At 53.5% G+C, this 21,776-nt stretch carries 30 protein-coding genes; 22 read left to right on the top strand and 8 right to left on the bottom strand.

Features of this window, described 5'->3' with window-relative positions; all coding sequences use genetic code 11:
- Nucleotides 1-1,612: 1,612 nt before the first annotated feature.
- Together EKM97_RS11995 and EKM97_RS11990 are read left to right on the top strand one after the other, a co-directional pair.
- Nucleotides 1,613-1,753, top strand: coding sequence for a hypothetical protein (locus tag EKM97_RS11995; RefSeq protein ID WP_164507520.1), 141 nt, complete (start codon nucleotides 1,613-1,615; stop codon nucleotides 1,751-1,753).
- Between the two features lie 83 nt (nucleotides 1,754-1,836).
- A complete protein-coding gene (locus EKM97_RS11990) occupies nucleotides 1,837-1,977 on the top strand; it encodes a hypothetical protein (RefSeq protein WP_164507519.1) in 141 nt (46 codons plus the stop codon).
- A 136-nt stretch (nucleotides 1,978-2,113) separates the two neighbouring features.
- Here the strand turns inward: EKM97_RS11990 and EKM97_RS09990 are convergent, their stop codons facing one another.
- On the bottom strand, nucleotides 2,114-2,647 hold the full coding sequence (locus EKM97_RS09990) for a hypothetical protein (protein ID WP_125572268.1): 534 nt from the start codon (nucleotides 2,645-2,647) through the stop codon (nucleotides 2,114-2,116).
- A gap of 152 nt (nucleotides 2,648-2,799) precedes the next feature.
- Between EKM97_RS09990 and EKM97_RS09985 the strand changes: the two genes are divergently transcribed.
- A complete protein-coding gene (locus tag EKM97_RS09985; RefSeq protein WP_125572267.1) occupies nucleotides 2,800-3,267 on the top strand; it encodes a glutathione peroxidase in 468 nt (155 codons plus the stop codon).
- A gap of 147 nt (nucleotides 3,268-3,414) precedes the next feature.
- Nucleotides 3,415-3,777, top strand: a complete 363-nt coding sequence (locus EKM97_RS09980) for a DUF1304 domain-containing protein (RefSeq protein WP_125572266.1) — start codon at nucleotides 3,415-3,417, stop codon at nucleotides 3,775-3,777.
- Nucleotides 3,778-3,885: 108 nt separating this feature from the next.
- On the opposite strand, the gene EKM97_RS09975 is transcribed toward EKM97_RS09980, so the two are convergent.
- Complete coding sequence (locus EKM97_RS09975) at nucleotides 3,886-5,196, bottom strand: polysaccharide deacetylase family protein (protein ID WP_125572265.1); 1,311 nt, start codon at nucleotides 5,194-5,196, stop codon at nucleotides 3,886-3,888.
- Between the two features lie 350 nt (nucleotides 5,197-5,546).
- Here EKM97_RS09975 and EKM97_RS09970 point away from each other — a divergent pair, with 350 nt between their 5' ends.
- Nucleotides 5,547-5,864 carry a DMT family transporter gene (locus EKM97_RS09970; protein ID WP_125572264.1) on the top strand — a complete coding sequence of 106 codons (318 nt, stop codon included), beginning with the start codon at nucleotides 5,547-5,549 and terminating at the stop codon, nucleotides 5,862-5,864.
- 66 nt (nucleotides 5,865-5,930) lie between these two features.
- Here EKM97_RS09970 and EKM97_RS09965 read toward each other — a convergent pair whose 3' ends face one another.
- Entirely contained in the window at nucleotides 5,931-6,905 is a 975-nt protein-coding gene (locus EKM97_RS09965) for a Gfo/Idh/MocA family protein (protein ID WP_125572263.1), read from the bottom strand.
- Nucleotides 6,906-7,066: 161 nt separating this feature from the next.
- On the opposite strand from EKM97_RS09965, the gene EKM97_RS09960 reads away from it, so the two are divergent.
- The 9 genes from EKM97_RS09960 to EKM97_RS11985 all read left to right on the top strand — a co-directional run bounded on the left by EKM97_RS09960 (nucleotide 7,067) and on the right by EKM97_RS11985 (nucleotide 12,789).
- Entirely contained in the window at nucleotides 7,067-7,936 is an 870-nt protein-coding gene (locus tag EKM97_RS09960) for a MurR/RpiR family transcriptional regulator (protein WP_125572262.1), read from the top strand.
- Nucleotides 7,937-8,010: 74 nt separating this feature from the next.
- Nucleotides 8,011-9,117, top strand: coding sequence for a YncE family protein (locus EKM97_RS09955; RefSeq protein WP_125572261.1), 1,107 nt, complete (start codon nucleotides 8,011-8,013; stop codon nucleotides 9,115-9,117).
- Between the two features lie 17 nt (nucleotides 9,118-9,134).
- Nucleotides 9,135-9,482, top strand: coding sequence for an iron chaperone (locus EKM97_RS09950; RefSeq protein ID WP_125572260.1), 348 nt, complete (start codon nucleotides 9,135-9,137; stop codon nucleotides 9,480-9,482).
- A 177-nt stretch (nucleotides 9,483-9,659) separates the two neighbouring features.
- A complete protein-coding gene (locus EKM97_RS09945; protein WP_125572259.1) occupies nucleotides 9,660-9,980 on the top strand; it encodes a PadR family transcriptional regulator in 321 nt (106 codons plus the stop codon).
- Between the two features lies 1 nt (nucleotide 9,981).
- Nucleotides 9,982-10,326, top strand: a complete 345-nt coding sequence (locus EKM97_RS09940; RefSeq protein ID WP_125572258.1) for a DUF1048 domain-containing protein — start codon at nucleotides 9,982-9,984, stop codon at nucleotides 10,324-10,326.
- On the top strand, nucleotides 10,313-11,230 hold the full coding sequence (locus tag EKM97_RS09935; protein ID WP_125572257.1) for an ABC transporter ATP-binding protein: 918 nt from the start codon (nucleotides 10,313-10,315) through the stop codon (nucleotides 11,228-11,230). The genes EKM97_RS09940 and EKM97_RS09935 overlap by 14 nt, the downstream gene beginning before the upstream one ends.
- Entirely contained in the window at nucleotides 11,217-11,999 is a 783-nt protein-coding gene (locus tag EKM97_RS09930; RefSeq protein ID WP_125572256.1) for an ABC transporter permease, read from the top strand. The genes EKM97_RS09935 and EKM97_RS09930 overlap by 14 nt, the downstream gene beginning before the upstream one ends.
- A 113-nt stretch (nucleotides 12,000-12,112) precedes the next feature.
- On the top strand, nucleotides 12,113-12,568 hold the full coding sequence (locus tag EKM97_RS09925; RefSeq protein ID WP_125572255.1) for a VOC family protein: 456 nt from the start codon (nucleotides 12,113-12,115) through the stop codon (nucleotides 12,566-12,568).
- Nucleotides 12,569-12,642: 74 nt separating this feature from the next.
- A complete protein-coding gene (locus tag EKM97_RS11985) occupies nucleotides 12,643-12,789 on the top strand; it encodes a hypothetical protein (protein ID WP_164507518.1) in 147 nt (48 codons plus the stop codon).
- A gap of 76 nt (nucleotides 12,790-12,865) precedes the next feature.
- Here the strand turns inward: EKM97_RS11985 and EKM97_RS09920 are convergent, their stop codons facing one another.
- Nucleotides 12,866-13,108, bottom strand: coding sequence for a YdeI/OmpD-associated family protein (locus tag EKM97_RS09920; RefSeq protein ID WP_125572254.1), 243 nt, complete (start codon nucleotides 13,106-13,108; stop codon nucleotides 12,866-12,868).
- 167 nt (nucleotides 13,109-13,275) lie between these two features.
- Here EKM97_RS09920 and EKM97_RS09915 point away from each other — a divergent pair, with 167 nt between their 5' ends.
- Nucleotides 13,276-13,800 (top strand): GNAT family N-acetyltransferase, encoded by a 525-nt coding sequence (locus tag EKM97_RS09915; protein WP_125572253.1) that lies wholly within the window; start codon nucleotides 13,276-13,278, stop codon nucleotides 13,798-13,800.
- A 70-nt stretch (nucleotides 13,801-13,870) separates the two neighbouring features.
- Here the strand turns inward: EKM97_RS09915 and EKM97_RS09910 are convergent, their stop codons facing one another.
- From EKM97_RS09910 to EKM97_RS09895, 4 genes are all read right to left on the bottom strand, one after another.
- Entirely contained in the window at nucleotides 13,871-14,398 is a 528-nt protein-coding gene (locus tag EKM97_RS09910) for a TetR/AcrR family transcriptional regulator C-terminal domain-containing protein (protein WP_125572252.1), read from the bottom strand.
- 14 nt (nucleotides 14,399-14,412) lie between these two features.
- On the bottom strand, nucleotides 14,413-15,069 hold the full coding sequence (locus tag EKM97_RS09905) for an NAD(P)H-binding protein (protein WP_125572251.1): 657 nt from the start codon (nucleotides 15,067-15,069) through the stop codon (nucleotides 14,413-14,415).
- A gap of 108 nt (nucleotides 15,070-15,177) precedes the next feature.
- Complete coding sequence (locus tag EKM97_RS09900; RefSeq protein WP_125572250.1) at nucleotides 15,178-15,903, bottom strand: alanyl-tRNA editing protein; 726 nt, start codon at nucleotides 15,901-15,903, stop codon at nucleotides 15,178-15,180.
- A gap of 25 nt (nucleotides 15,904-15,928) precedes the next feature.
- Nucleotides 15,929-16,486 (bottom strand): LysE family transporter, encoded by a 558-nt coding sequence (locus tag EKM97_RS09895; protein ID WP_125572249.1) that lies wholly within the window; start codon nucleotides 16,484-16,486, stop codon nucleotides 15,929-15,931.
- 109 nt (nucleotides 16,487-16,595) lie between these two features.
- On the opposite strand from EKM97_RS09895, the gene EKM97_RS09890 reads away from it, so the two are divergent.
- The 7 genes from EKM97_RS09890 (at nucleotide 16,596) to EKM97_RS09860 (ending at nucleotide 21,561) form a co-directional block, all read left to right on the top strand.
- Nucleotides 16,596-17,006, top strand: coding sequence for a MarR family winged helix-turn-helix transcriptional regulator (locus EKM97_RS09890; RefSeq protein ID WP_125572248.1), 411 nt, complete (start codon nucleotides 16,596-16,598; stop codon nucleotides 17,004-17,006).
- Nucleotides 17,007-17,653: 647 nt separating this feature from the next.
- Complete coding sequence (locus EKM97_RS09885; RefSeq protein ID WP_125572247.1) at nucleotides 17,654-19,012, top strand: PTS sugar transporter subunit IIC; 1,359 nt, start codon at nucleotides 17,654-17,656, stop codon at nucleotides 19,010-19,012.
- Nucleotides 19,013-19,102: 90 nt separating this feature from the next.
- Entirely contained in the window at nucleotides 19,103-19,297 is a 195-nt protein-coding gene (locus tag EKM97_RS09880) for a hypothetical protein (protein ID WP_125572246.1), read from the top strand.
- 2 nt (nucleotides 19,298-19,299) lie between these two features.
- Complete coding sequence (locus tag EKM97_RS09875; RefSeq protein ID WP_125572245.1) at nucleotides 19,300-19,734, top strand: DUF3284 domain-containing protein; 435 nt, start codon at nucleotides 19,300-19,302, stop codon at nucleotides 19,732-19,734.
- Between the two features lie 15 nt (nucleotides 19,735-19,749).
- Nucleotides 19,750-20,853: a DUF871 domain-containing protein gene (locus EKM97_RS09870; protein ID WP_125572244.1), complete on the top strand. Its 1,104-nt coding sequence runs from the start codon at nucleotides 19,750-19,752 to the stop codon at nucleotides 20,851-20,853.
- Between the two features lie 67 nt (nucleotides 20,854-20,920).
- Entirely contained in the window at nucleotides 20,921-21,226 is a 306-nt protein-coding gene (locus EKM97_RS09865) for a PTS sugar transporter subunit IIB (protein ID WP_125572243.1), read from the top strand.
- Between the two features lie 14 nt (nucleotides 21,227-21,240).
- Nucleotides 21,241-21,561, top strand: a complete 321-nt coding sequence (locus tag EKM97_RS09860) for a PTS lactose/cellobiose transporter subunit IIA (RefSeq protein WP_125572242.1) — start codon at nucleotides 21,241-21,243, stop codon at nucleotides 21,559-21,561.
- Nucleotides 21,562-21,776 lie beyond the last annotated feature (215 nt).

Below are 21,776 nucleotides of genomic sequence, written 5' to 3'. Positions count from 1 at the left end.
CAAGAATAGGTCTTCATGACCTTTTTGTGCAAATTGGTCTGCTTTATCAGGTGTTGCACTTCGATTTTAAACCAGGGAAAAAGAATAAGACTGCGGTGAAGATTGATTACAAAGTTATCGCGGATTTGCCTGAAAGTTAGGGCTAATTCACCAGCCACTATCTAGCAAATGGCATTCTCTGCGTTGCAATAATGGCTTCACAGATGCAAGTAGGCACTGGTCAGAATCTTAAATTCAGGATTCCGTACGGTGCCTACTTGTATATCCAGATTTAAACGCTAGTTGGCGCTGTTCCATTAGCCGACCCCGTAAGTAAACCGTTGAGGAGCTTTTTCAATGTTAAAAGTTCCTCTCACAAGTTGCTCAATAAATTCATTGGAAAACATTGGCGATTTAGTACCATGAAATGAATATTTCATATCACGTTTGATTACTGTTGCCATTGCTTCTGAGTTATCAAATTGAATGTGATACTCACTTTTTTTGGAGTATCAGCAACAAGATTAAATACCATCATCATATCTTCATGATCTCCTTTTGCTAGGAAAAGGGCCCTTTAAAATACTGACTCAAGTTTATTTGATTATGAGCATTTTGATACTCTAGTACGCGCACTAATAGTATCAATTATACTCGGACCGTGGAGAATTATATTCACAACGACTATTACTTTCATAAAGGGCGATTGCTAATAGCCGTTTGCCCGATGCAAGTCCATGAGCGTTTCGCAATTCCCCGCGAAATTGCGAAATTCGACATTTGATATAGGACATATTTTTAAATATGTGCAAATTTGTCACGAAAAATCACGTTAGACTTTGTCAGACCGCGGTTTGAGAGCGAAAAACTGAGGCAAAACCACACCTATTTAAAAATATGTCCTATGTCGTTTTCGCAAAATCGCAATTTGACGGTGCGAAGCTAAACGTAGATCTGCGTGCGCTTCGCAAATGTTCGAATGATGGGGTGGCATACTAACATTTGAGTGTCCCGCGATTGGCGTAGGAGTAGGATTTGTGGGCAGTGCTTCAATCAGTACACATGAAATCTGTGATAATTTGTTTTCTCACGAGTTATGGTACTGATTTTTTAGATGGTCAATTATTTTTGAAATCCCCATATTCGCAGACCTTAGTCACAGTTTTGTGCGCTATTTTGTTCGCAACTCGTTTTAAATTTTTCGTCGCATTACGTCACAAACGGGTACAGAAACACCCTTTTTTGGCCCAAAATAATCGCTTTTTGAGCAGTTACGGCCAAAAACGGCCTCGGAGATTTTTAAAAAAGTCCGTTCAAAATAGAAGGATTCGATCCGAGATTAGGTGTTAGCTATTTCAGCGAGAAACTAGTACCCCCGCGATGTTGCGAGGACTATAATTAGAAACGTAAGTAATTGCGAAAAAACACGTGCGTGTGCTGTAAAGTAAAACCTGATTCTTACGGAACTTGGTCGTAAGGACGACTGCTATGTATTCCCTGCAAAAGCAGGGGTGATCCGGTTGAGGGGAGCGCACACGTTGCACATGCTCTTTGTTCCCTGAATATCAGGGGAATCAATCCGATTTTGAATCGGTTGAAGTTCGGTTGGGCATCCAATCTAGGAGGTAGAGATATGAATTTTGTACTTTTCTTGTTAGTTGTTTTTGTTCTCTACGAAATCTGGGGCGTAGCATTTAACATCATGGACAAGCTCGTTGACCATCACAACGCAGAAATTGCGGCCATTGAGAAAGAATACGGGAAGCGTGGGTAACCTCGAGACGCACTACTAGAGTGAATGGTATTATTCATACTGGTGCACATTACCGTGCAGCATCTAATTTAGGAGTCAAATACATGAATTTCATATTGTTCTTATTACTGGTTTTCGTTATCTACGAAATCTGGGGCGTAGCATTTGCTATCCTGGACAAAATCGTTGCCCAGCACAAGGCAGAAATCGCAGCGATTGAAGAAGAGTACGGGAAGCGTGGGTAACCGTGAGTCGCGCGACTAGCGTGAAACGAACACAAATAATTGAGTAATAATCACGCCTGGCATCGCGCGCCTCGGGCGATATCTGAAAAAGCAGTTCTCCGCGCTCATCGGAGAACCGCTTTTTTGTTCCACACAACTAATATGCCATCCAGTCACCGTTGCGTTTAAATTCTTCCAGCAAATCGTGCTGATTAGCCAGCCACGCTTCATCATTATCGCGGTTAATTACAATCAATAAATCGCCATGATCATTGGTGTATTCAGTCTGCCAGCGGTTCCATTCGCCATCCGACCAGGGAACGAAGAAGAGCTTATCGTTTTGCGCGTCTTCGTAATGAATTACGAGCTGCGCAATCGCATCATTAGTCATGACATCGGTGGGTTTGAACTTGGCGTCTTCTGCCCGCGATTCCGCGATATAGGCTTGCAGGTCATCCCCCATCACCAAGCCGGATAGCGCCGCCCGGTCCTCGTTAACGCGGTGGTCGATGCCAATAATGACGTGATCAAAAGATTCATATTCCGTTAGGATGTCGCCGTAATTTCCTGTCCGATATTTTTGATGGTAGCCTTCCAGGCGCAGATAAACGTAAGGCTTTTTGACGTAGATCGTATCAGTGTTATCAAGCGCAACACTGGCGCCTGTGAATGACCATTCTTGATCTTGCATGACCGTTCCTCCTCAGCATGATTGTTGTTGCAGTATAGCATATTTGCGGAGATGTCCCTTACACCACAGAATTAATAAATTTTGCCGCGCACCCGTGAATTACCGCCGTGTTTGTTGTAGGATAAGCCAAAAGCACAACGGAGGTACCAGCCATGTCCATTTACGATTACACCGTCACCACCGAGTCTGGCGACACCTACTCAATGTCCAAGTACCGCGGCCATCCCCTCATCATCGTCAACACGGCCACCAAGTGCGGTTTTGCCCCGCAGTTTGAACAGCTGGAGCAACTCTACGAACAGCACAAGGACGATGGTCTCATCGTGCTTGGCTTCCCGTCCGATCAGTTCCACCAGGAGCTGGATGACAGCGCCAAGGCCGCGGAAGCTTGCCGCATGACCTATGGCGTTAGTTTCCCGATGCATGCTATCTGCGAGGTCAATGGTGCCAATGCACTACCGCTCTTCGACTACCTCAAGGCGCAGGCAAAAGGCACGCTGGGCGATAACATCAAGTGGAACTTCACCAAGTTCCTGGTGACAGCCGACGGCGAGGTTGTGAAGCGGTACGCACCGAAGACTAATCCACTTAAAATGGATCTCAGCCTAATTCTTAAGTAGTTATTCATCACCAAACACAAGTCAATGTCTATCAGAAAGTGCGGGCCTTTAATAGCCTGCACTTTTGTTTTATAATCGGTCAATACTTGGTGGCAGACAGCACCGTTCCCAACAACTGCGCCACCGCCACATTTTGGAGGAGTAACCATGTCCATCATCAGCATCATCCTTATCGCTCTACTTGGTGTCTTGCATCTTGGCATCATGGGCCTGGAGATGTTCGCATCCCCGGATACCCAGGCCAAGAGCTTCGATATGGCACCCGACTTCGTGCACAAGCCGGAAGCCCAGACCGCGCTTAAGAACCAGGGTATTTACAACGGCATGCTCGGCGTGTTGCTTTTACTCAGTCTGTTCGTCCTCAGCGGCAGCGGCCAAATCATCACCGCGCGCCTGCTCAGTGCGTTTGTTCTGGTCGTCGGCATCTACGGTGGCTGCACGGCAACGCGCAAAATTCTCCTGATCCAGGCATTGCCAGGCCTGCTGGCACTTGTCAGTTTATTCTTCTAAACGGCCGGCCGCGCACGATTAACAAGCAAAAAAGGCTGACGCAACGACCTGCGGAAATTCCGCGCGGACGCTGTGTCAGCCTTTTACTATGCCTAAAAATACTGAAAATTAAATTGCCCGGTGATCGCCGACTCCGAAGTATTGCTCCTGTGGCAGCAAGCTGCCGCCGAGTAGCTCGGTGACGGTGGCGAAGCTGTAGCCTTTGGCCTTCAGTGACTTGATGACGGTTGGCAGTGCGGCCACCGTTTGTGGGTGGATGTCATGCATCAGGATGATGCCGCCGGGATTGACCGCGGCGTTGACGCGGGCGATGATTGGCGCCGGTGCGTGCACACGCCAGTCCTCGGAGTCAATCGACCACTGAATGGCCGGCAGGGTGATACGATTATCGTGCGCCATGTTGACGGCACCGTAAGGCGGGCGCATCAGTGTTGGCAGCTCGCCGGTGGCCGCGTACAAATTATCGGCAGCGGTGGTCACTTCCTGGAGCGCCGCTGCGGGGTTCATGGTTGCCAGGTTCTGGTGGTCGTAGGTGTGCGTGCCGACTTCTTGGCCGGCATCCACGACCGCGCGCGCCAGTTTTGGATCCATGGCGACGCTCTTACCCAACATGAAGAAGGTCGCCTTGACGTGTTCTTGCTGCAGAATTTTGAGAATCTGCGGTGTCGTTTTCGGGTTGGGCCCGTCATCGAAGGTGAGAGCGATGACCTTCTTCTTGCTGGCAGTGGCCGCGGACTTGGGCAACTGGGTCAGGTAGCCGCCGACTTCGCTGAGGGGCAGTGCCACTTCCTTCAGCCCCAGCGCGTTCTTCGCCAGATAGATGGTCAGCGTGTCCGCGGAGAGTTTGAAGTTCGTTGCCTGGTCGTTTTTCAGGAAGCGGAGCGCGCGCGCCTGGCGTAGTTGCGCTGGGCTGTAGTTTTTGTGCGCCACCGCTTTAGCGAGGGCGTGGTAGTTGAGGGCGCTGAGCTGCCGGGCGGAGCGCGCTAGGTCGGCAATGCGCTGCGTTTTGGCGGTCGTGCGCTCAACGTTGAGGCCGGGCAGCTGCTTAGTCTTGACCAGTTTCGTCTTCTCGCCGCTTGTTTGGTAGACGCTGATGGTCGGTGTGATGAAATCGTAGTGGCGCTGCGTCTTCTCGGCGGTGAAGGTCACGTAGGCTGTTTGCCGCTGGGGGTGCTTAACCTGCGCCTGGGCGAGCTTGGCGTAAGCGGCGGCGCTGACGTAATTTTTACGGTCGGCCGTCTGGGGCACCAGCACCCGCACCGAATGGCTCGTTTTATGTAACTTAACGTGGGCAAATTGTTTCTTTTCTGCCTTCAGTAGTTTCTGATCCTGCGTGGCCACGTGCGTTGCCTGCTTGCTGGCGCACCCCGCCAGAACCAAGACAAGTAGCGCCGCGACTCCCAACCCTGTGTACTTCATGACGTCCTCCAAATTAATGCAATGTATAATGATACCGTGATACACGATGTCAATAAATTAATACAACCCGTTTTGTTAATGTTACCTGAAAATTCATAAGCTGTGGGCAAAATAGCGGTATCAGCTGTGATTTTAATCGAACATTTAGGATTTTGTACACGCGGAGCCAGAATGTTGTTATCTGTCGCGCAATAGTGACGGTGAATGTGCAGTTGACCCGTTGCGCCGGCGCGTGCTATGTTAACACCAAGGTAATTCTTCTGCCGCCGGGCAGCGCACCGTCCCCACATCCTTAAGGCTTAATAGGATGTGTGGGGCGGTGTTTTGTATTTTAAGGAGATTGATTGATCATGGCATGGCTTTATTTAACATTGGCAGGGCTACTGGAAGTGGTGTGGGCGACCTTCATGAAGCTGAGTGATGGCTTCCACAAACTCGGGTTTGCGGCGCTGACGGTGCTGGGGATGGTGCTTAGCTTTGTGTTTCTGGCGGAGGCGACGCGACGTTTGCCGATGAGCATTGCGTACCCCGTGTGGACGGGAATTGGCGCGGTGGGTAGTGTGCTGGTCGGCGTGATTTTGTTTGGCGACCGGATCAGTCCGCTGACTTGGGTGTTCGTCGGCTTTCTGTTCGTGGGCATTGTCGGGATTAAGCTGACGAGTCACTAGCGATTATCAAAAAGGCCGCCTGCCGGATACACCAGCGGGCGGTCTTTTGATGACTTGATGTTGTTGCTATTTGGCAGTGTTGAGACCGGCACGTGCCTGTTCCAGCACATCAAGCACCGCAACGCTGTGCGCAAAAGCCTGCTTAGCGGCAACTGTGTCATTATCCGCAATCATTTTGCTAAAGCGGGTGAATTCAGCAATCATACGGTGGTCGTGCTGATTCAGGCGGAACGTCTGGGCCGCGCCGCCGCGCTTTTGCAGTTCGAATTGCTGAAGCTCGTTGGTCGGGCCGTCGATGATGACGGTGCCGTCTTCACCTTCCAGCACGCTGCGCACCGGTGCACCCGCGTCCTTGGCAGCGATGCAAACACACTGCATGTCCGGGTAGCCGAGCACGAGCACGCCTGAAGTGTCGACGCCACGCTGAATGTTTGGCATGTAGTTGACGGACTGCGGCTTACCGAAGAGGCCAACCGCCAGATGAATGTTGTAGATGTTCAGATCCATCAGTGCGCCGCCACTCTTGGCCGGGTCGAAGGCGGGCAACACGGTGCCAGCGCGGAAGGCGTCGTAGCGCGAAGAATACTGTGAGTAGTTGAATTCGGCAATGCGCGTGGTGCCAGTATGCTGAAGCGCATCCTGGATGCCGGCGAAGTTCTCGAGGTACTGGTTCGTGATGGCTTCCACCAGAATGCGTCCCCGCGACTGGGCGAGTTGTTCTAGTTCTTCGGCCTCGGCGCGACTGGCGACAAAAGGCTTTTCGCAAATGACATGCTTACCCGCCAGCAAGGCCTGCTTACTGATGACAAAATGCAGAGTGTTCGGCACGGCCACGTAGACGGTGTCAGCATCAGCATCATTGATGGCCGCGGTGCTATCAGTGTACGTCCGTGTGATGCCGTACTGTTGTTGCAACTGTTGGAGCACGTCCGCGTCACGTGGCGTGCCCGCGATGGCGATGAGCTCAAGGTTGGGAATGGTGCGGGTGATGGTGAGAAAATCGTGAACAATTTTGCCTGCCCCGATGATTGCTAACTTCATTATGATGACCTCCTGTGGATGCATTTTATCTTTCAACATCGCTAGCATAGCAGGCAGACCAACATTCTGGGACCTTTGCCTGCGGGCTGGTCAGATTGTTTGCGGTAATGTTCAGATGCGGATGTATAATTGAACAAAATGTTCAAATGGAGGTTTAAGAGATGCTCATTGCCGAAAAATTACGCGCTCAGGTCAATTTCACGCCAACGGATGAGACACTTGCGGAAGTGATTCTCGCGGCACCGCAGGAAGTTGCAGAATTGACGGCGCAAGCACTTGCCGCCCGGGCGCACTGCTCGCACGCCGCGGTGATTCGTCTGTGCCAGAAACTTGGCTTTAGCGGCTACCGCGCATTCACCGTTGCCCTAGTGCAAGAGCTCAGTGCCACACCGGTGCATGCAGATGACGCGAATTTTCCCTTCCAGGCTGCGGATACGCTGCGTGAAACGACTGCCAAGATGACACAACTGAGTCTGGACACTATCAAGGCGACTGGGCAGCGCCTGGCCATGCCGGAATTGGTTAAGGCGGTGCACTTGTTGATACACGCGCGGCGAATTGTGCTATACGGACATGGTGACCGAGCGGTTAGTGTGCAGGGCTTTGCCAACAAACTCAGCAAAATCGACTGCTACCCGGTACTGGCTGACCAGTTTGGTGAGGGCAATTGGAATACGACCAATGTGCGCAAGGAAGATTGTGTGCTAATGGTCAGTTACCGGGGACGCAGTCGTGAGTATGAGAACATTGTCCGCTATCTGCGCGGTCGTGGGGTGCCGATTATCTTGGTTACTGGTCGTCCAGAATCGGTGCTGGCACAATTGAGCACAGTTTGTCTGGAGGCAGCGGGCGATGAGTTCGACTTCATGAAGATTGGGACGATTGCCTCACAACTGGCGACGGACTATCTGCTCAACCTGTTGTTTGCCGGAATTTATGCGCAGGATTATGAGGGGAATATCAGTGCACTGAAGGCGCGGCAGGGCGTTTTGACGTCCGGATTATTGGCCGAGGATGGAAGCCATGAATAGCGTACACCGGGTTTGAGTTTTGTTATGTGACGGCGCCGTAAACGTGTATACTTGCAAATATGGAGGAATACGTGATGAAGAAGATATGGCGGCGTGGTGGGGCCGCACTGGTTGTGTTGCTGAGCCTGTGGGGGTGCCGGGCGCAAAGCAGTGGCCCGCACAAGGTGCTTGATAATCCGCAGAAGACGGTACAAGTTGCTGGAACAAACATCAACCCGGTGATGACGAGTAAACACCAATTCTATGATAGTTTGATTACTAAGTACCCGCAGCTGCAAAAGTCTTTTGACCACGATGCCAAGCCCGAAACCTACGTGATTCCAGGGTTGGCGCAGACCCGCAGTGTCAAGGTGGGAACGACGCGCAGGCTGGGCGAGAGCAAGAAGATGGATCCGCAGGGCCTGGCGGTGACCAGCAAGTACGTGATTATTTCGGCCTATAGTCGGGATAAAAAGTATAATTCAGTTCTCTACCTGCTGGACAAGAAAACCGGGGGATTCGTGAAGCAAATCGTGCTCCCGAACAACTCGCACGTCGGCGGCCTCGCTTACGACACTGTCAGCAAGCGCCTGTGGGTGACCACGGAGACAGCGTCCGGCCACGCCAGCTTGTCGGCTTACTCACAAGCAACACTGAATAAGAGTGATTTTGCCGTTAGCAAGCGACCCACCAAGCTCGACAAGGTCGTGACCCTGCCGCAGATTGCGCGGGCGTCGTTTTTGACTTACCACAGCAGCGCGCTCTACGTTGGCTACTTTGACGCGAGTGATCAGGGGAGTTTTCTGACTTTTCCAATGACCAAAAAGGGGTTGCCACAAGTCACGAGTGCCACCCGCACCCAGTTGCGTGGCTCCGGCGCCCACCGCGCAACCTACAGCACCGGACGCCAACTGCAAGGTGTTAGTTTCTACAAGGGTAAAATCTTATTTTCACAATCCTTTGGTAAGCAGTCGTCTAAGCTGCTTACCTTCGATAATGACGGGCAAAAGCAGTGGCTGGACTTTGACGCAGACGACACGCTGCAGAGTGTCAGCATGCCACCATACCTCGAACAGATTGTGGCGAGTGGCTCGGACCTGTACGTTCTCTTTGAATCAGCGTCTGCGAAGTACCGCAGTGCCCAGCTTGGCTTTCACGCCGATTGGGTGCTCAAACTCGATTTAGATAGTTTGCTCAAGTAGTGAAAGGTGGGACGGCCATGAGCGTGATTGACGATTACATTGCAGCGGCGGCGCCAGCTAAGCAGGAACGGTTGCGGGCAGTCTACGCGACTTTGCGTGCCGAGTTGCCAGACGCAACTGAGAAGATTAGTTACGGCATGCCGACGTTCTGGCAAGGGCATAACCTGATTCATTTTGCCGCCTTCAAGGCGCATATCGGCATCTATCCCGGAGCGGACGGCATGGCGCATTTTGCCCAAGAAGTCGCTGCGTACCCGCACAGCAAAGGGGCGTTGCAGCTGCCGGACGACCGTGAGTTGCCGCTGGAGTTGGTGGCTGCGATGGCGCGGTACCGGCTGGCAGTGGAAACGAGCAAGATGAAATAGCAACTTTGGGGAGCACGCTAGCGTGTTGCCCATTTTTTTGCGAAAAAGTATTGACGCAAGCACTACCTGCCGTTACTATGTAGTGGTACTAAGCAATACAGAGTAGTGAACACCGCGCAGTCAATTGCGCGTCACTTTAGATAGACTACCTAGTATCACAAGGTAAGGAGGCAAAACATGAAGGGCTTAACAGAATTGCTCAAGGGCGCCCTGGAAGGCATCGTCCTGCAGCACATCAGTAAGGGCGAGACTTACGGATACGAAATCACGAGCTACCTCGTCGATTTGGGCTTTGAAGACATTGTCGAGGGCACCGTGTACACGGTGCTGCTGCGACTAGAACGCAAAGGCTTGCTCGACGTTGAGCGGCGTAAGTCGGAGATGGGCCCGCCGCGCAAGTTCTACCGTTTGAACGCGGCTGGACAGACGTACCTCGATGAATTTTGGCAGAAGTGGGATTTCCTGACCACGACGATGACCAAGTTAAAGGAGAATTAAGATGACAAACATGTTCAACAAACTGATTGGTGACAAGAAACGCTACCGGCAGTACCTGCGCGACATCGCGGCGCTGCCAAAACCTTACGCGGACACGCTGACGGCACTGGACAAGTACATCTGGAATTTTGCCGCCAATGGCAACATTATGGACGCGCTCGAAGGCATTTTGCACATGTTTCAGGAGAGTGCCGCTGAAGGGGTGCCGGTCGGTCAGGTGATTGGGGATGACCCAGTGGAATTTGCGGACAACATTCTGGCGCAGTACCCAGACGATTTGTGGATGACCAAGATTGAAAAAAAGCTGCGCACGCAGGTCCAGGAGGCGCAAAATGCAGGCAATTGAAGTGCATAACGTCCAGAAAAGCTTCGGTAAGCTGGCCGTTCTCAAGGGCGTCACCCTTAGCGCGGACCGCGGGGAAATATTTACCTTACTAGGTGAAAACGGGGCGGGTAAAAGTACGTTGATCAACATTCTGGCCACGTTGTCCCGCGCGGATGCGGGCACGGTGCGCATTCTGGGTCTGGACCCACAGAGCAAGGGCAAGCAGGTGCGGGAGCAAATCAGTCTCAATGCCCAGTCGATGACGCTGGACGAGGAGTTCAGTGGTGCCGACAACCTGCGCCTGATTGCCCAGTTGCGCGGCATCCCCAACGCGAACGCGGCCATTGACAACCTGGCGCAGCGGCTGGGGATGACTACTTTCCTGCAGCGCAAGGTCAAAACCTACTCTGGCGGGATGAAGCGGCGGCTGGACATTGCGATGTCGCTACTGGGTGACCCAGAGCTGATTTTTCTGGATGAACCGACGACGGGGGTCGACCCGAAAAACCGCCTCGAACTCTGGCAGATTATCCGTGAATTGCGTGATGCTGGGAAGACCGTATTTTTGACCACTCAGTATCTCGACGAAGCGGACGCTTTGTCTGACCACATTGCGTTCATCGCCGGCGGGCGTATCGTGAAGGTAGGGACACCGGCGCAGATTAAACAGCGCGTGCGTGAAACCTACACGGCAAGCGTGGCGCCAGTGCAGGTCGCAGATGCGGTGCAATCACTGACGGCTGCCGGATTGGATTTTGCCCAGCACGACACGCGCTTCACCTTCGACCACACCGTTGCGGCACGCGGGTTGCAAACGCTGCTGAATAGTAACGTGGAAGTCACAGCTTACCAGCGCGACGAGGCGGATTTGGAGTCCATTTTCCTCAGCGTCACCGATCAGGAGGCCCATCATGACGTCGCTTAAACAACTTTTTGCCTTAACCCGGCGGATCGTGCGCCAGAACTTAACCAACGCTGACACCATCATCACGGTGATTGCGATGCCGGTGTTCATGTTGTTGTTCTTCGTCTACATTCTCGGCGGCAACATCGCCACGGCCAGCGGCGCGATGAGTACGAGCGCTTACCTACGTTACTCTTTGCCCGGCTTTCTGCTCCTGACGATGGCGATGGGCTCGGCGTACACCTCACTGCGCATCAACACTGACCAAACGACGGGGTTCCTCAGCCGCCTGCACTCGCTGCCGATTCGCCGCTGGGTGATTCTCGGTTCACACGTGCTAGCCTCCGTGATTTTTATGCTGCTCGCGGAACTATGCGTCTTCCTCGTTGGCATTGCGATGGGCTACCGGGTGCACGCAACGTTCGGCGCCTTCATGGGCTTCTGGGGGCTGTCCCTCCTGTTCGGCCTGGCCATCACCTTACTGGCGGTGCCGTTTTCCCTCAAGGCGGATAATTACGCTTCGGCGGGCAGTTTCTCTTACATTTTGCTGATGCTGCTGTTCGTCAGTTCGGCGCTGATGCCGACGGCGGGGATGGCCAAGCTTGTGCGGATCTTCGCCAACCACCAGCCAATGACGCCGATTGTGAACACGGCGCGCGGATTGCTGAATTCGGCAGCCGCCGTCAGCACGCATACCGCCATCATTGCCGCCGTGTGGCTGGTTGCCGGTACCATTGTTTTCGGGGTTCTGTCACAGGTCGTGTACACACGGATGTATTTGCGCAAGTAGGCACGCTGGCGCTAAAGAGTCGCTGCAGCAAAAGCCGTTGATGTTATTATTCGCATTGACAGCGCTTGCGCAAACGCTCATGATGGTGAAACCAACAGCGAGGAGTGATTGTCATGCAAACGAAGTTGTTACCGTATATCGCTTATCCGAACACGAAAGCGGCTCTGGCTTATTACGCAGACGCCTTTGGCGCGACGAACATTCTGCGCATCAGCCCCAAACCGGAGCAAGCCAAAATGTTTGGCATCCCCGCGGACGTCAACCTGGATGACCTGACGATGCACGCCAGCTTTACCGTACTGGGTGCAGAAATCCAGTGTGCGGATGCGTTCAACGGCGCCGCAGCACCAGCCAAGCAGCAGATTGTCCTGCAACTGGACGTGAATGCGGATGATCCGGAAAGTGCGCAAGCCGCCGATGACCTGTGGGCGCGCCTGCAAGAACATGACGCCGTTACCGTCACGATGCCGTACGCCGAGCAGTTCTGGGGCGGCAAGATGGGGCAGTTCACCGACAAGTACGGGGTAACGTGGATGCTGCATGCGGAGTCCTGGCACAGAGCGGAGTGACCCGTTCAGAAGCTGAGCATTCACAGGTTCCAGTAACTGAACATTTTACGCGGCGCACACTCGGAGGTTACTGGGTGTGGCGCAACACTGTCGACATGATGCAGATGACCGTGGAGGCGGCGGTGGCCTTCTTTAATGATAAGAAGATTGCGACCAAACTCGCCGCTGGCTACAAGTCCAAGCGTGCAATCGATTACTGGAAAGTACTTGTAGGCAGCTAACTAAGTATAAATTATAAAAAAAGGCGCCCCATCTGAATCCGTTCTGGATTTTGACGGGGCGTCTTTGTGCTTGATCTTATTTGCCGCGCGAGTCGTATGCGCGCTTGGATTTGTAACCGGCAGCGAAAACTGCCAGCATCTTGTCAATGTGCCGTTGCTTGGTGGCGTCGCTGGCAGTGCCAAAGATGAAGCGCGCCCATTCGCGCTGGTAGCCGGGCGTAAGGGCGTTGAAGAACGCCTGCATCTGCGGTTGGGCGGCGAGCAGCGCTGCGACTGCGGGGATGTCATCTTCGTATTCAGAGAGTGGTTTTGCGGGCATGGGGATGCCTCCTTACGTTTTGCCTCATTATACACCGCCGGTTAAACATCTGCGACTGGTGCAGCCCGATTGGCATGCGGAGATTTTTATCGTCGGCACATCGTCGTGGTAAACTAAGAATCTACGCGACGTTCGCGATATTGATTGACATTGAGGAGGAACTGCCGATGACCATATACGAAACCAAGCGCTTGCAGGTGCGTGAACTAACCGCCGCGGATTTGCCGGCGTTAAAGCGCACGCTGCAAGACGAAAAGGCGATGTATGCCTACGCGCACGCGTTTACAGATGCCGAGTGCAGTGCATGGCTGGCGAATCAGCAGCGGCGTTACCGCGAAGACGGGTTTGGTTTATGGGCGCTAATCCGCAAAACGGACGGTCAGTTCATCGGGCAGTGCGGTCTGACGATGCAAGATTTTGACGGCCAGCAAGTCGTGGAGATTGGCTACCTGTTGCAGCGTGACTACTGGCATCAGGGTTATGCCATTGAAGCTGCGCGCGGGGCGAAAGACTATGCCTTCACCCACCTGCACGTTAGCGAAGTGTGGTCCATTATTCGCGATAATAATCTGGCGTCGATGAACGTCGCCATCCGCAACGGGATGTTGGTCCGCGGGAAAATTAGCAAACATTATTATGGCATCGATATGCCGCATTTTGGCTTTGCGGTTAGCAAGACCAGGGTCAACTAAAAGCAGGTCAGTCTCCGCAGCGGGAGGCTGACCTGTTTTCGTTTGTATTCAGCTTATCTTCCGGTAATCCTCACAGCAGGATTGCCCGCAGTTCCGGCGCCATCTGGTCACACACCTGCTGCGCAATTACCGCCACCGGCAGGGGCATCCCCGCTTGCAGCCAGTCGAGCAGACTTTTGCTCAGGCCGGCGCAGAAGAATTGGATGCTGAAGTTGATGTCGGGATCGCTGGCGTACTTGACCGGATCGCGGCGACGAATGGCGTCGTGAATGAAGGCCGAATTTTGCGCGCAGAAGAAGTCTTCCAGCGTGTGCTCGCGGTCAGTTTGGAGGACGTGCGTGTAAAAGTCAGCGTCGTCGTGTACGAGCTGGAAAATGCTGGCGATGATGTCCGGCCAGCGGCAGTCGCTCTTGCGCAGTGCGTCTAGTCCTTGCCGGTAACTGTAACCGAGCAGGTCGTACTTGTCCCTAAAGTGCTGATAGAAGGTGCGCCGACTATAGCCCGCGCGCTGCAGGATGTCTTCAATCGTAATCTCATCAAAGCGGCGCTGCGTACTGAGCTGCCGGAGCGCCGTTGCAAAAGTCTCATCTGTGTTCACTGATCTGTCCTTATCTAGGCGTAAAGGCGCGGCCGGTCGCCGGCGGTGTGCGGCTTGCTGACGCCCAGCGAGCGGTCGACGTACGCGTCGGGATTCTGAATGATGCGGGCAACCAGTTCGCCAACGCTGCGCCGCGAGACGACTGTGCCCTTGAAGGGCTCGCCCTTGTCGGTGAGCTCGTAGTCCACGTCGTCGCGGTTAGTGAGCCAAGCCGGCCGCAAAATAGTGCTGTCCAGGTCGCTTTCACTCACTGTGAGGGCGGCGCGGCGGTAGGTCTCCAGGTAACTGTGGTCGCCGCCCTTGCCGAGGTAAGCCTTGTTGTAGCGGCCAAACTCGCCGGGCACTTCGTCGTAAATGCCAAGGGTGGAAATCCAAATCAAGCGCGGAATGTGCAGTTGCAGCATCGCCGTTACGACGTTTGCAGACTGGAATTCGATGTCTTCGCCGCCCAGGTTTGCGTAGACCAGATCCACACCCGCCATCGCGCGAAAGAGGTCGGCCAAACTCAGCGCGTCGCCAACCACGACTTTTTCACGCAAGGGGTCAACGGCACCCAGTTTCTCTGGATGCCGAACGAACAGCGTCAGTTGATTGTCCGTTTCCGCGAGTAATGCCCGCCGAGCGTGGGCCGCAACCTGCCCGCTAGCGCCAAGAATTAGAATGTTACGCATCATCATTAGCCTCCATTGTTCTGTAATGAATACTCTGGAAACTAGTATACTGATTGCTTACCAAAAATAAGTATACAATCTGCTGTCTGTGTATACAAACTGGCGGGATCAGTCGGCATTCGCGGAATCTGTCAGCACAGCCTGGAGCCGCAGTTTCAGCGGTCCCTTGCTCTTGGCCTTGAGGGTGATGGCCCCAATTTGACGGGTGCTGGCAACGTGGGTGCCGGCGCAGGCCTCTTCGTCCACGCCCGTAATTTTGACTAGGCGCACTTGATTGACCGCGGCGGGGATGAGGCTGACGAGGGTACGCACCTCTTCCTGCTCATTTTGGAGAGCGTCGCGGTCGACAATGCGTGCGCTCACGCTGTGGTTTGCTGTAATCGCGGCACTCACCGTGGCAGTGAAATCGGCCAGTGGAAACGCGAGCTTGGCCGCATGGGTGGGGAATTGCAGTTCAATGCGGGCGTGGTCGCTCAGAATCTGATTGCTGGTCACCACGCAACCGTATTCGCGAGCAGCGAGACCGGCGATGAGGTGGAGCAGCGTGTGGTAGCGGGTGTTGCGCGTCCGGACAGCCCCAGCGATGATTTGGGTGACCGGCAAGGACGGCTCGGCGAGTGGCCGGTCAAGGGTGTAGCGAATGCCAGTGGCGGTGCGCTCGGCGGCCAAGACTTGATAGCGGTGATTGCCCTGCACAATGACGGCAGAATCAAGTGGCTGGCCGCCACCACCGGGGTAAATGATGGTCGCGGCAAACTGTACGGTCGTCGCCGTGCTGCTAATGACGGTTGTTTGCAGCTGTGTTTGCTGCGGATCGATTAAGTATTGTTCCATGCTAATTTCCTTTCTGATCTATTTGCTAGAGCCACAGGTCAACCGTTGCGTAGATTAGCAACAAGGCCACAATCGTGTTCACCAGGCGGAAGTGCTTTTGATAGAAGGCGTTAATGAGGCTACCAGCGATTGTCCAGGTGACTGTCCCGACGCTGCCAATGAGTACCATGAAGAGCCATTTGGACCAAGGATTAGCCAAAACACCGGTGAGGTGGAAGGCAGTGAGCCCGGTGATGAAGTAGAGGTACACCTTCACGTTGGTCACTTGCAGCAGCAGGCCGGTGGTGAAGCCACCGACCGCACTGGCCGCGCTTTCGGGGCGACTCACAAACACGTGGTAGCTCAAGTAGAGTAGGTAAGCACTGCCGATGACCTTGAGGCCAGTCATCACGGCTGGCGCGTTCGCGAGCCAAGTGGTGCCGAACATGAGGGCGCCGCCGATGATGGCGAAGCCGCACAGCATCCCGAAGTTCAGTGCGAGAGAGCGGGTGATACCTTTTTGCTGGCCGGATACCATCGCCATGATGGTGTTGGGACCGGGTGTGAAGGACATAATCAGAATGAACATGAGAAAAGCGGACATGGGGGCCTCCTGAAATTCATTGCGTTTGCAATTAATGTTGACTACCTTAGCATGATTAAATTGCAAATGCAATGAGTTGATGCTAAATTAAGATGCAGGAGGACGAATCATGTTTGAGATTATTCGCGATATCGGAGCGGTCACCCGCTTAATTCAGATTAAGAGTAATGCTGAGTTTCGGGAACTGGGCTTGGCCAGCAATGGCTTCATTTACGTGATTCGGGTGTGCGAGCAACCGGGCATGTATTTGGGCGCGCTGGCGGATTCGGTGCAGATTGACCGCACCACGGCTTTTCGCACGGTCAAGAAACTGGTGGGGGAAGGCTACTTGGCGCTGCGCAGCGATGATACGGACAAGCGCCTGCGCCGCGTGTTTCCCACGGCTAAGGCACAGGCGCTGTATCCACGCCTGCATGCGTTCGAACAGGCGAGCTCAGATCAGCTGCTGGCAGGGCTGAATGCGACCGAGCGGCAACAACTGACGAGATTGCTGCAGAAGCTCGTGCAGAATGAAGACTAATGACACCTCGACCCAAGCTAGCAACATGGCAGCTTGGGTCTTTTGCTGTCCAGATAAGGCGAATTTGTCCAAAATAAACAAATGTGTATATACATATTATTTTGAAAGAGAACCAATTCTATTCATTTTGACCAACATTAGGCAAATTTAGCGATTTTCGCCGCCCAAAATGCCCAGTTTTCGGCGTTGTAAGAAGTGAAAATTGGTTCTATACCACTAGGATAATCACCATAAAATGGCTGTTTATGCATCGATAAATAACCGCCGTTATGCGATTACACGCACTTAATGTGCCGAATAGCCGTTCCAAACCAATTATTAAGGCGAAAATATGCATGGCAAAATAGCCCAAAACAGGCATATGGCAGGCCAACGATCAGCAAAAGTTCTCATAAAAGCTGTTGTGATGCGGCATGGGCAAGGCATGAGCACTTGTTCATCAGAGGTAGACAACCCCGCCAGTCGCCCAAGTAAACTTGTGAAAACGGTTGAACCACGCGACAAAATGAATGTAAGCGCTATAATTGGGTCATACCAATTGATTAAGCGCGCTAATCACTTGGATAGATAAAACGGAAATTATTCTACCGTGAGTAAGAAACGGTTGATTAACTTGTTACTATTTTGGAGAGGAACGTGAATCATTCATGAATTCATTTATTGAGTGGCTGAATAAGCACCTCGTGCCTATTGCCAGCAAAATTGGATCCATCCGTTGGCTCGTCGCCCTGCGTGACGCCTTCATTGCCATTATGCCTGCCACCATGGCCGGGTCGATTGCGACCGTCCTGAACGCCCTGGTCCGTGACCTGCCAACCCGCTTTGGTTGGACCGGCTTCGTCAACTCAATGCAGTGGTTGATTGGGATTAACAGTCAAGTTTGGACTGGTTCTCTGGCCATCTTGGGTCTGATCTTCGCCTTCACCTTTGGTTACCAGCTGGCCGTCCAGTACAAGGTTGAACCGATTACCGGGGGGATTGTTACTCTCGGGACCTTCCTGATGACTTTGCCACAAGGTTACACCATTGCGCTGAGCAAAGCGTTGTCCAAGGCTGACGTTGCCACCATCACTCAGGGTGGGGCAGCCGTTGCGAACAACAGCATCTCCGGTTGGGGCTTCTTCAACTTTAACGCCTACTTCGGTGCTGCCGGTTTCTTCACCGTCATGATCATGGGTGCCGTGGCTTCTGCCATCTACATCTGGTTCATGAAGAAGAACATCACCATCAAGATGCCAGACTCCGTTCCACCTGCAGTGGCGAAGGCCTTCACCGGGATTATCCCAGCGTCCGTTGCCTTCTACGTTTCTGGTGTGATTACCTGGGCCATCACGACATACGGTGGCACTACCATTATCGAATTGATTTCCAAGACGATTCAGGAACCACTGCTGCACATGTCCCAAGGTTACGGGGCCGTGCTGCTCATGACCGTGCTTGTGCAGGTTTTCTGGTTCTTCGGTCTGCACGGGACCAACGTGCTTGGCCCAGTCCTCGACGGGATTTGGCTGACCGCACAGGTTGCCAACATTAACGCCTTCGCCCAGGGCAAGGTGCTTCCATACACCTGGACCCGTAACGCCTTTGACCTCTACGCCTGGATTGGTGGGGCCGGTTCAACATTGCTCCTGCTGCTGGCCATTCTCTTCTTCTCCAAGCGTGACGATCAGCGGGCCGTGGCCAAAATGGCCATCGCACCTGGTTTCTTCAACATTAACGAACCCGTGATGTTCGGGATGCCAATCGTGCTCGACCCAATCTACTTCATCCCATTCCTGCTGGCACCAGTGGTGATGGTCACCATCGCTTACTTCGCCCTGCAGTTTGGCTGGGTATCACCGATTAAGGCCAACATCGTTTGGTCCATGCCACCAATCATGAACTCACTGGTGGCAACACTGGACTGGCGGGCACCAATTCTACAAATTTTCAACGGGATTATTGGCTTCCTGATTTACCTGCCATTCGTTAAGGCAGCTAACCGGGTGAAGCCAGAAACCATCTAAAGATTAATATCTAGACAAGTAGCTGGCGCTCACGCACCGGCACTTGTTCATTACTGAAGCGCATTGCGCAAGGAGGACATGATGAAAAGCATGACAAGCAAAAATTGGTTAGTGGTTTTAAGTGTGGGCTTGCTGCTCATCATGTTTAGCAATAACCTCAAGCAGCCGCTGGCCGGGACAATGCTCCTGAACGGTCTGGCGATTGCGGGCCTTGCCGCCTTGCAGCTGGTGCGCCATCGCAAAGATAAGTCGAACAAAAAGCCGCAACACGCAGAGGAGGACTAAGCATGGACATCAACATGACACTGGACGTACCAGCCGACTACTTCTTTGAGCGATTGGTCGAGTCCGCACTTTACGATATTAATCAGCAAACCAAAAAGGGGCTCACTGCGCGCCAATTGCCGCGCTTCACTTACCGCAAGAAGTTTGCGAACGGGACTTTTGGCCGCTTCACCGTCACGGATTACCTGCCTGCTGGTGTGTATGCCTATGCGATTGACACGGGCCGCAATCAATACACGGTGGGCTACGACGTGAAAGCCGCTGGCGATCAGACTCTGCTCCATTATACGGAGCAGGTGACGGGCGCTAACGGCACGGTGAACGCGAATAACCGGGTGACGTCTTTTGCCCTGGGGTGGCTGCGCAAGCGCCGCTTTAAGAAAATGGCTCAGGCCATGGCGCAAGACTACAGTACCCGGAGCAGTGACCTCAGCTAAGAGATAGGAGATATCATGCGACAACTAGGAATTTCGGTTTATCCAGATCAGACGACACTGGTTGAAGATCAGCAGTACATGGAACTGGCCGCCAAATACGGCTACAAGCGCATCTTCACCTCACTTTTGCAGCTGCACGGGGAGGCGGGCGAAGACAAACTGGCCCGCTTCAAGGCGACAATTGCTGCGGCAAACAAGTTGGGGTTCAAGACCATCGTCGACATTAACCCCGACCTATTCAAGGACCTGGGGGTGAGTCACGACGACTTGCACTTCTTCCACGACCTGGGCGTCTGGGGCCTGCGTCTTGACAAGGGCTTCTCCGGCGCCGAGGAAGCGCGGATGACCCGCAATCCCTACGGCCTCAAAATTGAAATCAACATGTCTGCGGGGACGAACTACCTCGCCAGCATCATGAGTTACCACCCAAACACGGACAATCTGCTGGGCTGCCACAACTTCTATCCCCAGAAGTACACCGGCCTGGCCGACGATTACTTTGTTCAGTATTCCGCACCGTACCGTGAAAACAACCTGCACACGGCTGCCTTCGTTACGGCGGCGGGCGCACCCTACGGTCCCTGGCCGGTGAGTGAAGGCCTGCCAAGCATGGAAAGTGACCGCGAACGGCCAATTGCCACCCAGGTGCAGCACCTGCTACTGACCGGCATGGTGGACGACGTGATTATTGGCAACGCCCCAGCCAGCGAGGCTGAACTTAAGGCTTGCGCCGACAGTTTCAACGCCAGCAATCCCCGCTTGACCGTGGAACTGGGGAGCAAGCTCAATGACGTGGAGCGCGCCATCGTCCTCGATGGGATCGACGGCAGTCACCTTTACCGTGGGGATGCTTCAGCCTACCTGTTGCGCTCGACGATTCCGCGGGTGCGCTACAGCAAGGCCGACATTCCGGCACACGATAATGATGGCGACTTACACCGCGGTGATGTGCTTGTGGTGAACAACGACTACGGCCGCTACAAGGGCGAGTTGCAGATTGTGCTTAGCGACATGCCGAATGACGGGCGCCGCAACCGCGTAGGCCACATCACGGACGCCGACTTGGCGCTGCTGAGCAGCATCACCCCGTGGATGACTTTTGAACTGCGCGAAGCTTAAACAGATAGTTAGAATACTGCAGAAGTCCGCGCCTAGACGCGGCAGGGATTAACGGAGGTTACACACTATGGCTAAGAAGATTATGTTGGCATGTTCCGCAGGGATGTCCACCAGTTTGCTGGTGAACAAGATGCAAAAGGCTGCAACGGACAAGGGCGAAGATGTCGAAATTTTTGCTACTGCCGCTGCGGATGCGGACAACAAGCTTGCTAGCGAGCACCCAGACGTCCTGATGCTCGGACCACAGGTGCGCTACATGTTGGCGGACTTTGAGAAGCAGGCAGATTGCCCAGTTGCGGTAATCGACATGCGCGATTACGGTTTGATGAACGGCGAGAAGGTGCTTGAAGACGCACTGGCTCTGATTAAGTAAGGAGAGGCAAAGCAATGGCAGACGAAACAAACGAACTGACGATTATGAACTTGATTATGGCCGGTGGTAACGCCAAGGGGGCTTCTGTTGAAGCCATCCGGGCCGCCAAGGCTGGCGATTTTGACACTGCCACGGCTAAGCTGAAAGAAGCAGACGGCTTCATGGTCGACGCGCACAACGCGCAAACCGGCATGCTGACGCAGGAGGCACAGGGAAACCATGTGCCGGTTAGCTTACTAATGGTGCACGCACAGGACCACATCATGAACGCGATTACCTTCCGCGATCTCGCGGGCGAAATTGTGGATTTGTACCAGCGTTTGGCTGCGAAATAGGGGCGTAGTCAGGCAAAAGCCATAGGTGTGCAGGACACGTCGCGGCAGTGCGCGGCGTGAACTATAGCCACAACAAACAAATAGTGAGCGGACAGGCAGCGCCTTCGGGCGGTGCCTGTTTGCGTTTCTCTGGCTGCATGAAGTGCCCTAGAATTGTTAGACGAAGAATCTAATAATTGTGGGGCTTTTCTTATGATCAAATACAGCAGTACTTT

This window comes from Lacticaseibacillus songhuajiangensis (genome assembly GCF_003946025.1).
GTDB lineage: Bacteria > Bacillota > Bacilli > Lactobacillales > Lactobacillaceae > Lacticaseibacillus > Lacticaseibacillus songhuajiangensis.
Note: the sequence above shows the minus strand (reverse complement) of the source record. Positions and strands in the feature narration are given on the sequence as shown.